Origin of the sequence: Streptomyces azureus (assembly GCF_001270025.1) — a bacterium.
Lineage (GTDB): Bacteria > Actinomycetota > Actinomycetes > Streptomycetales > Streptomycetaceae > Streptomyces > Streptomyces azureus.
In genome coordinates, this window is record NZ_DF968307.1 from 1 (window position 1) to 13,127 (window position 13,127).

Sequence of the window (13,127 nt, forward strand, 5' to 3'; positions counted from 1 at the left end):
CAGAGCACGCACCGGACGCCGCTCCTTGAGGGGCGAACGTTGCCTGCCGGGGCACTGGCTGCCTCAGGCCGGCCGCTGCGGGCCGCCCGTCCCGCCTAGCCGCGGGCAATCGTGCCGCCAAGGGCGAGGGGCCCCCGCTCGGGCCAAGCCGAGAGCTTCGGGGAGGGTGGGCGCAGCGGCACCCCGTTCCGCCGGGCTGCGGACCCCCCGGCCTCAGCAGCCGCCGGCGTCACCTCGTCGCGCCGAGCTGCGCACCCACCCGGCCCCGCCGACAGCACCGGGTACCTTCCAGCGCTGTCAAGCTGTCGCCGCCCCCGCCGCCGGCGGAGCCAACTGCCGCGCCAGCCACGTCGGCACACCCCCGAGCAACCGGAACAACCGCCGAGCCTCCTCCCGCAGCCGGGACGCCTCCGGCTCGGTCTCCGTGTCGGCGAGCGACACCAGCGCCGGCGCCGTACCGACGAGATACCCCAGCTCCTCACGGATCCGCAGCGACTCCGTGAAACCGTGCCGGGCCTCCGCCAATTCCCCGTCCCGCAACGCCAGTCCGGCCAGGTGCCGCCATGTGAAGGACAGCAGCAACGGGTCGGACTGCGCCGTCGCGCCCGCGTGCGCGCGGCGATACGCGGCGCGCGCCGCCTGCGGAGAACGCGTCAGGTTCTCCGCGAGCAACCCGCGACGGAAGTCCAGCAGGGCCCGCTGCGGAGCCCCCGGAGGGATCAGCGCCGCCGCCCGCCCCAGCGCCGCCCGCGCCTCGTCGGCCCGGTCGCGCACCGCGAGCACCGTCGCGGCGTAGGCCAAGTACCCGCGTTCACAAGCGGCCGCACCCCGCTCGTCGTCGCTGTGGGCCAGCGCCTCGGCGGTGCGCAGGGCGTCCTCGGCCTCCTCCCAGCCCTGCTCCGTGTAGAGACTCCGTTCGACCAGCAGCGACGCGCGTTGCAGCGCCGCCGCGGGGGTGTCCGGCAGCAGCAGGGCGGCCGCGTCGGCCCAGCACGCGCGTGAGCGCAGCCGCCACACCGCGGTCTGGAGGGGATCGTCACCGGCGGTCGTTCCGTTACCAGACATGGCGGTATGCGCCACGTTGCCCTCCCCGAGCACGCCATCGAGCTGTTGAGTGGTGGCGGCATCTCAGCACGAATCGCGTCGCCGGGCCAAGAGGGTGGGTGAAGGATTTCACAAAGTCGTGGGACTCCGGGGCGCCCCGTGTTCGGGCAGGGACGCCCCGCGTCTCAGCTCATCCGCAGCGCCAGGAAGAAGTCGAGCTTGTCCTCCAGGCGCGACAGGTCACGGCTCGTCAACTGCTCGATACGGCCCACCCGGTAGCGCAGCGTGTTGACGTGGAGGTGGAGCCGGGTGGCGCAACGGGTCCAGGAGCCGTCGCAGTCCAGGAAGGCCTCCAGGGTGGGGATCAGTTCCGCTCTGTGGCGGCGGTCGTAGTCCCGGAGGGGGTCCAGGAGGCGGGCCGTGAAGGCGCGGCGGACGTCGTCCGGGACGAAGGGCAGCAGGAGGACGTGGGAGGCCAGTTCCTGGTGGCCCGCCGCGCAGACCCGGCCGGGACGGGCCGCCGCCACCCGGCGGGCGTGGCGGGCCTCCTCCAGCGCGCCGCGCAGGCCCTCCGCAGAGTGCACGGCCGCGCTGACGCCGAGCGTGAGACGGCCGTCGTCGTTCAGGCCGGCCGTCAGGGGGTCCCGCACGGACTCCAGGAGCGCGTCCGCGAGGACGCCGCTCTCCGAGCCGTCGTGCTCCGTCGAGACGGCCGGGAGCGGGACGAGGGCGATGGCCTCGTCGCCCGTGTGGGCCACGGCGATGCGGTCGGACGGCTCCGGGCCGGCCGACAGGGGGTCGACGAGGATCTCCTCCAGCAGGGCCTGGGCGACCGGGCCGCCCTCGATCTCGGCGCCGTCCCAGTCGACGTGGGCCACGACGACCTGCCAGTGCGGCGCGGCCCCGAGGCCGGGCAGCAGGACCGGGGCGGCCACCCGGAGGCGGGCGGCGATCTCGGCGGGGGCGGCGCCCGTCTGGACCAGTTCCAGGACCTCCTGGGCGAGGCGGCGGCGGACCGTGCGGGCGGCCTCGCGGCGGTCCCGCTCGACCGCGATCAGCTGCGTGACGCCGTAGAGCAGGTCGAGGCGCTCCTCCGCCCAGTCCCCGGCGTCCGCCTCGACGGCCAGCAGCCAGTCGGACAGCACGGTCTCGCGGGCGTCCCGGGCGGTCTGCGGCGAGCGGCCCGTCGAGCGGACCGGGAAGAGGGAGTAGGTGGTGCCGCCCAGGAGGACGCGGTGCGGGGCGCGGCGGCCCGCGCGGGTGGCCGTGAGGTGTTCCGCCGCCAGCCGGCCGCAGGCCTCCGCGGGGAGGGCGGGGCCCGACGTCTTCGGGCCCGCGATCAGGCGGCCGGTGGGGGAGAGGACCCAGGCGCGCAGGTCCAGGTCGGAGCCCAGCAGGTCCAGGACGACGTCCGGTCCGCCGCCCGCCGGGCCCGACGTCATCATCCGGCGGTGCCGGTCGACCACGGCCGCGAGGTCTCCGGCGCGCTCGCCGGAGACCTGTCGTACGACGTGCTCGGTGATCGTCGCGAACGCCACCGACTCGTGCACCGCGAAGAGCGGGAGGCGGTGGCGGGCGCAGGCCGCGACCAGGTCGTCCGGCACGTCGCCGAGCTCGGCCTCGCCCGCGGCGAGGGCCGTGACTCCCTCCTGCACCAGGATCCGGACGAACGGCTCCGAGTCCGCGGCGTCCCGGCGCCAGGCCAGGCCCGTGAGCACCAGCTCGCCGCCCGAGAGGTAGCGGCTGGGGTCGCGCAGGTCGGTGGTCATGACACCGCGCACGGTGCGGTCCAGCTCGTCCTCGCCGCCGAGCAGCTTGAGGCCCAGCGCGTCGGTGTCCAGCAGTGCGCGCAGCCGCATTCTCGTCGCCGCCGATCTTTGTCTCGAAATCTATGGTGGATCTTGGTGGGGTGTGGGGGTGAACGTCCGTTCGGTGGGCTGGTGAGCGGGGTTCGTCGCCCTCCGGACGTGTCCTGGCTGTGTCCCAGGTCACGCGGCTGTGCCGCGCGTTTCCACAGGAAAACGAGGAGGTTTCGGATGGCCTCCGTTCATACGAATCTACAAGATGCCCGTCCTGGCCAGCCAACTCCTTCATGGTTTCCGTGACTGACCCCGCCGGAGCGCCGCCCTGTGTACTGAGTCCATTACGCGTTGACAGCACATGAACGAGCCGGGACCGCCGCACACGGATTGGCTCAATCTGAACGCCCCACACGAAGACGAAGAAGAGAGCCGGTCATGGACTTCCTTCGCCCCGCCAGCTGGGAGGAGGCGCTCGCCGCGAAAGCCGAGCATCCCACCGCTGTGCCGATCGCGGGTGGCACCGACGTGATGGTCGAGATCAACTTCGACCACCGCCGGCCCGAGTACCTCATGGACCTGAACCGCATCGGCGATCTCTCCGAGTGGGAGGTCGGCGAGGAGAGCGTGCGGCTGGGTGCCTCCGTGCCCTACACGACGATCATGGAGAACCTGCGTGCCGAGCTGCCGGGGCTCGCCCTGGCCTCGCACACGGTCGCCTCTCCGCAGATCCGCAACCGCGGCGGCGGCGGCGGCAACCTCGGCACCGCCTCCCCGGCCGGCGACGCCCACCCCGCCCTGCTCGCCGCGGGCGCCGAGGTCGAGGTCGAGTCGGTGCGCGGGGCACGGCGTATCCCGATCGACGAGTTCTACACGGGCGTCAAGCGCAACGCGCTGGCCCCCGACGAGCTGATCCGGGCCGTGCATGTGAGGAAGGCCGACGGACCGCAGCAGTTCTCCAAGGTGGGGACCAGGAACGCGATGGTCATCGCCGTGTGTGCCTTCGGGTTCGCGCTGCACCCGCAGACGCGGACCGTGCGGACCGGCATCGGTTCGGCCGCTCCGACCCCCGTTCGGGCCAAGGCCGCCGAGGAGTTCCTGAACGCCGCCCTGGAGGAGGGCGGCTTCTGGGAGAACGGGAAGATCATCACCCCGTCCGTCGCCAAGCAGTTCGCGGACCTGTGCTCCGCCGCCTGCAACCCGATCGACGACGTCCGGGGCACCGCGAGCTACCGCCGCCACGCGGTCGGCGTCATGGCCCGCCGCACGCTGACCTGGACCTGGGAGTCCTACCGCGGCGCCCGCCGCACCACCGAGGGAGCTGCGTAATGCGCGTCAACTTCACGGTCAACGGCCGTCCGCAGGAAGCCGACGACGTGTGGGAGGGCGAGTCCCTGCTGTACGTGCTGAGGGAGCGGCTCGGCCTGCCGGGCTCGAAGAACGCCTGTGAGCAGGGCGAGTGCGGGTCGTGCACGGTCCGGCTGGACGGTGTGCCGGTGTGTTCGTGCCTGGTGGCGGCGGGGCAGGTGGAGGGCCGCGAGGTCGTCACCGTCGAGGGGCTCGCCGACTACGCCAAGCAGCGCGCCGAGGGCGGCTGCACGAGTGGCGCCTGCGGTACGACGCTCCAGAACGCCCGGCAGTGGGAGGCCAGGGGCACCGACTCGCAGACCGGCGAGGGCACCGAACTCTCCCCGATCCAGCAGGCGTTCATCGACGCCGGCGCCGTCCAGTGCGGCTTCTGCACGCCCGGTCTGCTGGTCGCCGCCGACGAGATGCTGGAGCGCAACCCGACCCCGACCGACGCGGACATCCGCGAGGCGTTGTCGGGCAACCTGTGCCGCTGCACCGGCTACGAGAAGATCATGGACGCGGTTCGCCTCGCGGCCGCCCGGCAGGGAGAGGCGGTCTGATCATGTCTTCCCCCAACGGAACCCCCACCAAGATCACTCAGGGCTCCCAGACCAAGGGCGGCATCGGCGAGTCCACGCTCCGCCCGGACGGCACCCTCAAGGTCACCGGCGAGTTCGCGTACTCGTCCGACATGTGGCACGAGGACATGCTCTGGGGCCAGATCCTCCGCTCGACCGTCGCGCACGCCGAGATCGTGTCCATCGACACCAGCGAGGCCCTGGCCACGCCGGGCGTCCACGCCGTGCTGACGTACGACGACCTGCCGACCGACGTGAAGAACTACGGGCTGGAGATCCAGGACACCCCGGTCCTCGCCCACGGCAAGGTCCGCCACCACGGCGAGCCGGTCGCGATCGTCGCCGCCGACCACCCGGAGACCGCGCGCCGCGCCGCCGCCAAGATCAAGGTCGACTACCGCGAACTGCCCGTCATCACCGACGAGGCGTCGGCGACCGCGCCGGACGCGATCCTGGTCCACGAGGACCGCGACGACCACCACGCCGGGCACGTCCCGCACCCGAACATCGTCCACCGCCAGCCGATCGTCCGCGGTGACGTGGCAAAAGCCCGCAAGCGGGCCGACGTCATCGTCGAGGGCGAGTACACCTTCGGCATGCAGGACCAGGCCTTCCTCGGCCCCGAGTCCGGCCTCGCCGTACCGGAGGAGGACGGCGGCGTCCACCTCTACATCGCCACCCAGTGGCTGCACAGCGACCTGCGCCAGATCGCGCCCGTGCTCGGCCTGCCCGAGGACAAGGTGCGGATGACGCTGTCCGGCGTCGGCGGCGCGTTCGGCGGCCGCGAGGACCTGTCCATGCAGATCCACGCCTGCCTCCTGGCGCTGCGCACCGGCAAGCCGGTCAAGATCGTCTACAACCGGTTCGAGTCCTTCTTCGGGCACGTCCACCGCCACCCGGCCAAGCTCCACTACGAGCACGGGGCCACCAAGGACGGCAAGCTCACGCACATGAAGTGCCGGATCGTCCTGGACGGCGGCGCCTACGCCTCCGCCTCCCCGGCCGTCGTCGGCAACGCCTCCTCCCTGTCGGTCGGCCCGTACGTGATCAACGACGTGGACATCGAGGCCATCGCCCTCTACACCAACAACCCGCCCTGCGGCGCCATGCGTGGCTTCGGCGCGGTCCAGGCGTGCTTCGCCTACGAGGCGCAGATGGACAAGCTGGCGAAGAAGCTCGGCATGGACCCGGTGGAGTTCCGGCAGCTCAACGCCATGGAGCAGGGCACGATCATGCCGACCGGGCAGCCGGTCGACTCGCCGGCCCCGGTCGCCGAACTCCTGCGCCGCGTCAAGGCGATGCCGATGCCGCCGGAGCGCCAGTGGGAGTCCAGCGAGGGCGCCGACGTACGGGAGCTGCCGGGCGGCCTGTCCAACACCACGCACGGCGAAGGCGTCGTACGCGGTGTCGGCTACGCGGTCGGCATCAAGAACGTGGGCTTCTCCGAGGGGTTCGACGACTATTCGACCGCGAAGGTCCGCATGGAGGTCGTGGGCGGCGAGCCCGTCGTCACCGTCCACACGGCCATGGCCGAGGTCGGCCAGGGCGGTGTCACGGTCCACGCGCAGATCGCCCGCACCGAGCTGGGCGTCACGCAGGTGACCATCAACCCGGCCGACACGCGGGTGGGCAGTGCCGGTTCGACGTCGGCCTCCCGGCAGACGTACGTCACCGGCGGCGCCGTGAAGAACGCCTGTGAGCTGGTCCGCGAGAAGGTGCTGGAGATCGGCCGCCGCAAGTTCGGGTCGTACCACCCGGCCTGGGCCACGGCCGAACTGCTCCTGGAGGGCGGCAAGGTCGTCACGGACGGTGGCGAGGTCCTCGGCGACCTGGTCGACGTCCTGGAGGACGAGGCCGTGGAGGTCGAGGAGGAGTGGCGGCACCGGCCGACCGAGCCCTTCGACCTGCGCACCGGCCAGGGCAACGGGCACGTGCAGTACTCCTTCGCCGCGCACCGCGCCGTCGTCGAGGTCGACACCGAGCTCGGCCTGGTGAAGGTCATCGAGCTGGCCTGCGCCCAGGACGTCGGCAAGGCGCTCAACCCGCTGTCCGTGCTCGGCCAGATCCAGGGCGGCACGACACAGGGCCTGGGCGTCGCGGTCATGGAGGAGATCATCGTCGACCCGAAGACGGCGAAGGTGAAGAACCCCTCCTTCACGGACTACCTGATCCCGACCATCCTCGACACGCCGACCATCCCGGTCGACGTCCTCGAACTCGCCGACGAGCACGCCCCGTACGGGCTGCGCGGCATCGGCGAGGCGCCCACCCTGTCGTCGACCCCGGCGGTCCTCGCGGCCATCCGGAACGCGACCGGGCTCGAGCTGAACCGGACTCCGGTGCGGCCCGAGCACCTGACGGGCACGTCACTCTCCGAGGCCTGAACAGGAGAGTTCCGTCCGGGGGACCGCCTCCCCCGGACCCCCTCGTTCGTCTCGGGCCGTCCCCCGGGTCGTGCATCCCAACCCCCTATGAAACTTGGGAGTAGGCCCACATGACCCAGCAGTCACTGGAGCCGAGGACCACAGCCGAGGACGCGGGCGAAGGCACCCGCGTCCCGGCCGGACGGTCCTGGCTCGACCGGTACTTCCACATATCCCACAGAGGGTCCACGGTCGCGCGCGAAGTGCGCGGCGGCGTCACCACCTTCATGGCGATGGCGTACATCCTCCTGCTCAACCCCCTGATCCTGTCCGGCAAGGACGCGGCGGGGAACACCCTCGCCCAGCAGGGCCTGATCACCGCGACCGCGTTCGCGGCGGCCCTCACCACCCTGCTGATGGGTCTCGTCGGCAAGGTGCCGCTCGCCCTCGCCGCCGGTCTGTCCGTCTCCGGAGTCCTCGCCTCCCAGGTCGCGCCCGAGATGACCTGGCCGCAGGCGATGGGCATGTGCGTGATGTACGGCGTGGTCATCATGCTGCTGGTCGTCACCGGCCTGCGCGAGATGATCATGAACGCGATCCCGCTCGCGCTCAAGCACGGCATCACCATGGGCATCGGCCTGTTCATCGCCCTCATCGGCTTCTACAAGTCCGGCTTCGTGCACCAGGGCGAGGCCACCCCCCTCGCGCTCGGCCCGGCGGGTGAACTGGCCGGTTGGCCGGTGCTGCTCTTCGCCGGCACCCTGCTGCTGATCTTCATGCTCCAGGCCCGGAACATCCCGGGCGCCATCCTCATCGGCATCGTCAGCGGCACGGTCGTCGCCGCGGTCCTGAACGCCGCCGGCGTCATCGACCCCAAGCAGTGGGCGGCCGGCGCCCCCGAACTGCACGGCGGCGCGGTGTCCATGCCCGACTTCTCGCTCTTCGGGGACGTGGAGTTCGGAGGGTGGGGCGAGGTCGGCGCGATGACCGTCGGCATGATCGTCTTCACGCTGGTGCTGGCCGGGTTCTTCGACGCGATGGCGACGATCATCGGCGTCGGCACCGAGGCGAAGCTCGCCGACGACAAGGGCCGGATGCCGGGCCTGTCCAAGGCGCTGTTCATCGACGGCGCCGGCGGCGCGATCGGCGGGGTGTCCGGCGGCTCCGGCCAGACGGTGTTCATCGAGTCGGCCACGGGCGTCGGCGAGGGCGCGCGCACCGGCCTCGCCTCGGTCGTCACCGGTGCGTTCTTCGCGGCCTGCCTGTTCTTCACGCCGCTCACGGCGATCGTGCCGCAGGAGGTCGCGTCCGCCGCCCTCGTCGTCATCGGCGCGATGATGCTGATGAACGCCCGGCACGTGGACTGGGCCGACCGGGCCACCGCCGTCCCGGTGTTCCTGACGGTCGTCCTGATGCCGTTCACGTACACCATCACCACCGGTGTCGCCGCGGGCGTCATCTCCTACGTCGCCATCAAGACCGCCCAGGGCAAGGTGCGCGAGATCGGCGCCTTCATGTGGGTGCTGACGGCGATCTTCCTCGTCTACTTCGCCCTCAATCCGATCGAGAGCTGGCTGGGTGTCCACTGACACCCGTGGCAGCCTCGTCGCTCGCAGCCGTAAGGAGACCGAGACAGATGCTGGACATCGCCGAGGAGCTGAACCGGTGGGTCGAGCAGGGCCGTGACTTCGCCGTGGCCACCGTGGTGGCCGTCGGCGGCAGCGCGCCCCGCCTGCCCGGCGCCGCGCTCGCGGTGGACGCCGAGGGCACGGCGATCGGCTCGGTCTCGGGCGGCTGCGTGGAGGGCGCGGTCTACGAGCTGTGCGAGCAGGCGCTACGGGACGGCGACACCGTCCTGGAGCGCTTCGGCTACAGCGACGACGACGCCTTCGCCGTGGGCCTGACCTGCGGCGGCGTCATCGACATCCTGGTCACCCCGGTCCGGGCAGGCGATCCGGTCCGCCCGGTGGTCGCGGCCGCGCTCACCGCCGCCGCGTCCGGGAAGGCGGCGGCGGTGGCGCGGATCGTTTCGGGCCCGCCCGAACTGGCGGGCCGAGCCCTGCTCGTCCGCCCCGACGGCTCCTACGACGGCGCCTTCGGCGGCCATCCGGAACTGGACCGCACGGTCGCGGCCGAGGCGGGCGCCTTCCTGGACGCCGGCCGCACCGGCACCCTGGAGATCGGAGAGCAGGGCTCCCGCTGCGGAGCACCGCTCACGGTTCTGGTCGAGTCCTCGGTCCCGCCGCCTCGAATGATCGTGTTCGGCGCGATCGACTTCGCCTCCGCCCTGGTCCGCGTCGGCACGTTCCTCGGCTACCACGTCACGGTGTGCGACGCCCGCCCCGTCTTCGCGACCCGGGCGCGCTTCCCGGAGGCCGACGAGATCGTCGTCGAGTGGCCCCACCGCTACCTCGAACGCACGGACGTCGACGCCCGCACGGTCCTGTGCGTCCTCACCCACGACGCCAAGTTCGACGTGCCCCTGCTGAAGCTGGCGCTGCGGCTGCCGGTGGCGTACGTCGGTGCCATGGGCTCCCGGCGCACCCACCTGGACCGAAACGCCCGCCTGCGCGAAGTCGGCGTCACCGAGCGGGAGTTGAGGCGGCTGCACTCCCCGATCGGCCTGGACCTCGGGGCCCGTACGCCCGAGGAGACGGCCCTGTCGATCGCCTCGGAGATCGTCGCCGCCAGGCGCGGCGGCAGCGGGGTCTCGCTGACCGGGGCCCATACGCCGATCCACCACGAGCCGGAGTCGAAGGCGGTGGGGCGGATCGGGTCGGTGGCCTGACACCGGGTCAGCCGGCCGCCGCGGCCTCCAGGAGCCAGAACGGTTCCGCCTCCGGGAGCGGTGTGACGGAGACGAGGGACAGGCCGGCGGCCTCGCACAGCTCCTGGAAGTCCGCGCGGGTGCGCTCCCGTCCGCCCACGTTCACCAGCATGTTGAGGTCGCTGAGATACGTGCTCCCGTCGTCGTCGGTCCCGACGACCTCGGGCAGTACCGGTTCCAGGATCAGGACGCGTCCGCCGGGCGGCAGCACCGCGCGGCAGTGGCGCAGGATCGTGACCGCCCGGTCGTCCGGCCAGTCGTGCAGGATGCTCTTCATCAGATAGAGGTCCGAGCCCTCGGGCACCGACCGGAAGAAGTCCCCGGCGACCAGGGAGCAGCGTTCCGTGAGCCGAGCGAGCCGGGGCGGCCCGGGTCGAGGAGTGAACCCGCGGGGGCCACCGCGAAGGTGCCGAAGCTGTGTTCCCTCAGCAGGCCGAGGCCCGCCAGGGCACGAAGCAGCCGGGTCATGGGCTGGGGCTCGGCTCCGGCGTCGGCGGCCACGTCGGCTGCCGGGCGTGGCGTGTCGCCGATCAGCTCGACGATCCTCAACCGGACGGCCGCGCGCACGGTCTGCGCGGCCATGCCGCCGAAGACGAGCCGCACGAGCAGCTCGCGGTCGGTCATGTCCGGTGCCAGGGCATGGGTGTTCGCCACAGGTCTTCCCCTCCTACGTTGTTTCGTCCGGTCAGCCGGCGGAGTTCGCCCCGCCGGCCAGGGCGGTGGGCGTGCAGCCCGCGAACGCCAGTACGTCGCGATGGAGATGAGGCTGGTCGACGTAGCCGCAGGCCAGGGCGACGTCGGCGGCGTTCGCGCCCGCGCTGAGGGCGCGGGCGGCGTGGTCGAAGCGGACCAGCATGGCGGCGCGTTTCGGGGTGAGGCCGATCTGGTCGCTGAACCGGGACCACAGCCGCTTGCGGCTCCAGCCGCAGGCGTCGGCCAGTTCGCCGACCCGTACCCGGCCCCGACGGGCCACGATGGTGTCCCAGACCGCGGCCACCTCGGGCGCCATCGCCGGTGCCCGCGCGGCCCGTTCGGCGAGGAACCGGTCCACGAGCGTGAGCCGCTGCTCCCAGGCCGGGGCCTCGGCCAGCCGCTCCCGCAGCCGCGACCCGGCCCGCCCCCAGAGGTCGTCGAGCCCCCTGACGGATCCGTCCAGCTCGCGCGGGGAGACGCCCAGCAGGGCATAGGCAGCCCGGGGCGACAGACGCATCTCGACGCACTCGACGCCCGCACCGCGGATCCGGGCCGGGCCGGGCGACAGCGCGGCGGCGAAGCTCGGCAGGTCCTGGTGACCGTGGGCACCGTCCACCGAGAACGGGCTCTCCGCGAGCCCGATCACGACGACCACCGCCGGCTGCGGAAGTACCCGCAACTCCAGCCCGGCTGCGGCGCGTTCACGGAACCCGGCCATCCGGACGCCGTCGAGTGACATGCCGTCGCGGGGGAGGGCGACGTCCCAGCCGGGCTCGCTCTCCGCTTCGTAACTACGCATGCCTCCACGGTCGCCGACTTCGCCGCTCCTGTCTTGGACGAAAGTTCCGCGCACGCGCCATGCGGGGACGCCTACGGACGTCTGAGCAAACGGTTCAGTGCCCGGCCGAACACGTACCGCGCCGACGGCCGCAGGACGCCGTCGAAGAACGACGGCAGCAGTCGGATCCGGATCTCCTCCCGCCAGACCACACGGGTACGCCCCCCGGGTCCCGGCCGCACCTCCAGCTCCGCCCAGCCCAGCACCACCCGGCCCCGCTTCTCCAGGCGGCACATCCCCGGCGCCCCGTCCTCCGGCGGCTGCCACACCGTGACCTCCATCGCGTCGTCGAAGGCCAGCGCCCCGGCACCCGACCGGGCCACGACCACCGTGCCCACGCGGGTCGGCCCGGGCGGAACGACCCTGACCGCCGTCCACGGCACCACCTCACCGTGTCGCGGCCACAGCGTGATCCGCCGCCACGCCTCGTCGAGGGGAAGCGGGACCGTGCGTTCGAGCAGGATGTTCGCCACCCCTCGATCGTAGGGAACCGAGAAGGTACGCCTGGGCTATGCACTCCGTGCATAGAGGCCGTTCGGTGTCCGGCCTCTTCCCCTGGTTACTCGCGCCGACACGCAAGCGAAAGCCAGTGGAAGGAGAGTCCCGTGAGCGCACGTGCCTGGCGCCGGGCCCTGGTGACCGGCGGCGCCGGATTCGTGGGATCCCATCTGTGCGCACGGCTGACCGACTCCGGCACGGAGGTCGTGTGCCTGGACAACCTGGCCACCGGCTCCCGCGCCAACGTGGTCGGCCTGGAGCAGCGGCCCGGCTTCCGCTTCGTGCGCGGTGACGCCACCGACCCGGCGGCCTGGCAGGCGCTGCCCGGCCGGTTCGACCTCGTCCTGCACTTCGCGTGTCCCGCCTCGCCCGCCGACTACCTGCGGCTGCCGCTGGAGACCCTCGACGTCGGCAGCACCGGCACCCGGCTCGCACTGGAGCGGGCCCACGCCGACGGCGCCCGGTTCGTCCTCGCCTCCACCTCCGAGGTCTACGGCGACCCGCTGGAGCACCCACAGCGCGAGGGCTACTGGGGCAACGTCAACCCGATCGGCCCGCGCAGCGTCTACGACGAGTCCAAGCGCTTCGCTGAGGCCCTGGTCACCGCCCATCGGGGCGTGCACGGCACCGACACCGCGATCGTCCGCATCTTCAACACCTACGGCCCCCGCATGCGCACCGGCGACGGCCGCGCCGTCCCCACCTTCATCGCGCAGGCCCTGGACGGCATGCCCCTGACCGTCGCCGGCGACGGCGGGCAGACGCGCTCGCTCTGCTACGTCGATGACACCGTGGACGGGGTGCTCGCCCTGGCCGCCTCCACCGAGACCGGGCCCGTGAACATCGGCGGCGGAGACGAGATCACGATGCTGGAGCTGGCCCGCCGGACCGTGGAGATCACAGGCTCCGCCTCCCGGATCCGGTTCGTGGACCGCCCCGTCGACGACCCGGCCCGGCGCCGCCCCGACGCCCGGCTGGCCCGGGAGCGGCTCGGCTGGCCCCGCGTCGGCTGGAGCGAAGGACTCGAACGGACCATTGGCTGGTTCTCGCGCTCCGTGGCCGCCTGACTGCGGTTACGGGAGGGTGTTTCAGCACTACAAGATGTGAAAAATGTTCCTTTTGGGCAGTGAGTTGCCT

General features: G+C 72.2%; 10 protein-coding genes and 1 pseudogene. 6 read left to right on the plus strand and 5 right to left on the minus strand.

Going from position 1 to position 13,127, the window contains the following annotated elements:
• Positions 1-297: 297 nt before the first annotated feature.
• Both AOQ53_RS21210 and AOQ53_RS21215 read right to left on the minus strand, forming a co-directional pair.
• Positions 298-1,080: a hypothetical protein gene (locus AOQ53_RS21210; RefSeq protein WP_059419645.1), complete on the minus strand. Its 783-nt coding sequence runs from the start codon at positions 1,078-1,080 to the stop codon at positions 298-300.
• Between the two features lie 149 nt (positions 1,081-1,229).
• Complete coding sequence (locus AOQ53_RS21215) at positions 1,230-2,903, minus strand: PucR family transcriptional regulator (protein WP_059419551.1); 1,674 nt, start codon at positions 2,901-2,903, stop codon at positions 1,230-1,232.
• 378 nt (positions 2,904-3,281) lie between these two features.
• Here AOQ53_RS21215 and AOQ53_RS21220 point away from each other — a divergent pair, with 378 nt between their 5' ends.
• From AOQ53_RS21220 to AOQ53_RS21240, 5 genes are all read left to right on the plus strand, one after another.
• Positions 3,282-4,172 carry an FAD binding domain-containing protein gene (locus AOQ53_RS21220; RefSeq protein ID WP_059419554.1) on the plus strand — a complete coding sequence of 297 codons (891 nt, stop codon included), beginning with the start codon at positions 3,282-3,284 and terminating at the stop codon, positions 4,170-4,172.
• Positions 4,172-4,753, plus strand: coding sequence for a (2Fe-2S)-binding protein (locus tag AOQ53_RS21225; RefSeq protein ID WP_059419556.1), 582 nt, complete (start codon positions 4,172-4,174; stop codon positions 4,751-4,753). The genes AOQ53_RS21220 and AOQ53_RS21225 overlap by 1 nt, the downstream gene beginning before the upstream one ends.
• A gap of 2 nt (positions 4,754-4,755) precedes the next feature.
• The gene (locus AOQ53_RS21230) at positions 4,756-7,155 is read left to right on the plus strand and encodes a xanthine dehydrogenase family protein molybdopterin-binding subunit (RefSeq protein ID WP_059419558.1); all 2,400 of its coding nucleotides are present in this window, start codon (positions 4,756-4,758) and stop codon (positions 7,153-7,155) included.
• A gap of 110 nt (positions 7,156-7,265) precedes the next feature.
• Positions 7,266-8,723 (plus strand): NCS2 family permease, encoded by a 1,458-nt coding sequence (locus AOQ53_RS21235; RefSeq protein WP_059419559.1) that lies wholly within the window; start codon positions 7,266-7,268, stop codon positions 8,721-8,723.
• A gap of 47 nt (positions 8,724-8,770) precedes the next feature.
• Complete coding sequence (locus AOQ53_RS21240; protein WP_059419560.1) at positions 8,771-9,922, plus strand: XdhC family protein; 1,152 nt, start codon at positions 8,771-8,773, stop codon at positions 9,920-9,922.
• Positions 9,923-9,929: 7 nt separating this feature from the next.
• On the opposite strand, the pseudogene AOQ53_RS40020 reads toward AOQ53_RS21240, so the two are convergent.
• The 3 genes and pseudogenes from AOQ53_RS40020 to AOQ53_RS21260 form a co-directional block, all read right to left on the minus strand.
• Positions 9,930-10,615, minus strand: a pseudogene (locus AOQ53_RS40020) (methyltransferase).
• 31 nt (positions 10,616-10,646) lie between these two features.
• On the minus strand, positions 10,647-11,453 hold the full coding sequence (locus AOQ53_RS21255) for a helix-turn-helix domain-containing protein (RefSeq protein WP_059419564.1): 807 nt from the start codon (positions 11,451-11,453) through the stop codon (positions 10,647-10,649).
• A gap of 71 nt (positions 11,454-11,524) precedes the next feature.
• Positions 11,525-11,965 (minus strand): SRPBCC family protein, encoded by a 441-nt coding sequence (locus tag AOQ53_RS21260; protein ID WP_059419565.1) that lies wholly within the window; start codon positions 11,963-11,965, stop codon positions 11,525-11,527.
• Positions 11,966-12,097: 132 nt separating this feature from the next.
• Here AOQ53_RS21260 and AOQ53_RS21265 point away from each other — a divergent pair, with 132 nt between their 5' ends.
• A complete protein-coding gene (locus tag AOQ53_RS21265) occupies positions 12,098-13,057 on the plus strand; it encodes an NAD-dependent epimerase/dehydratase family protein (protein WP_059419567.1) in 960 nt (319 codons plus the stop codon).
• Positions 13,058-13,127: the final 70 nt, after the last annotated feature.

Coding starts and splice junctions, on each gene's coding strand:
- AOQ53_RS21215 (WP_059419551.1), bottom strand. CDS start 2,903: ATGCGGCTGCGCGCACTGCTGGACACCGACGCGCTGGGCCTCAAGCTG.
- AOQ53_RS21220 (WP_059419554.1), top strand. CDS start 3,282: ATGGACTTCCTTCGCCCCGCCAGCTGGGAGGAGGCGCTCGCCGCGAAA.
- AOQ53_RS21225 (WP_059419556.1), top strand. CDS start 4,172: ATGCGCGTCAACTTCACGGTCAACGGCCGTCCGCAGGAAGCCGACGAC.
- AOQ53_RS21230 (WP_059419558.1), top strand. CDS start 4,756: ATGTCTTCCCCCAACGGAACCCCCACCAAGATCACTCAGGGCTCCCAG.
- AOQ53_RS21235 (WP_059419559.1), top strand. CDS start 7,266: ATGACCCAGCAGTCACTGGAGCCGAGGACCACAGCCGAGGACGCGGGC.
- AOQ53_RS21240 (WP_059419560.1), top strand. CDS start 8,771: ATGCTGGACATCGCCGAGGAGCTGAACCGGTGGGTCGAGCAGGGCCGT.
- AOQ53_RS21255 (WP_059419564.1), bottom strand. CDS start 11,453: ATGCGTAGTTACGAAGCGGAGAGCGAGCCCGGCTGGGACGTCGCCCTC.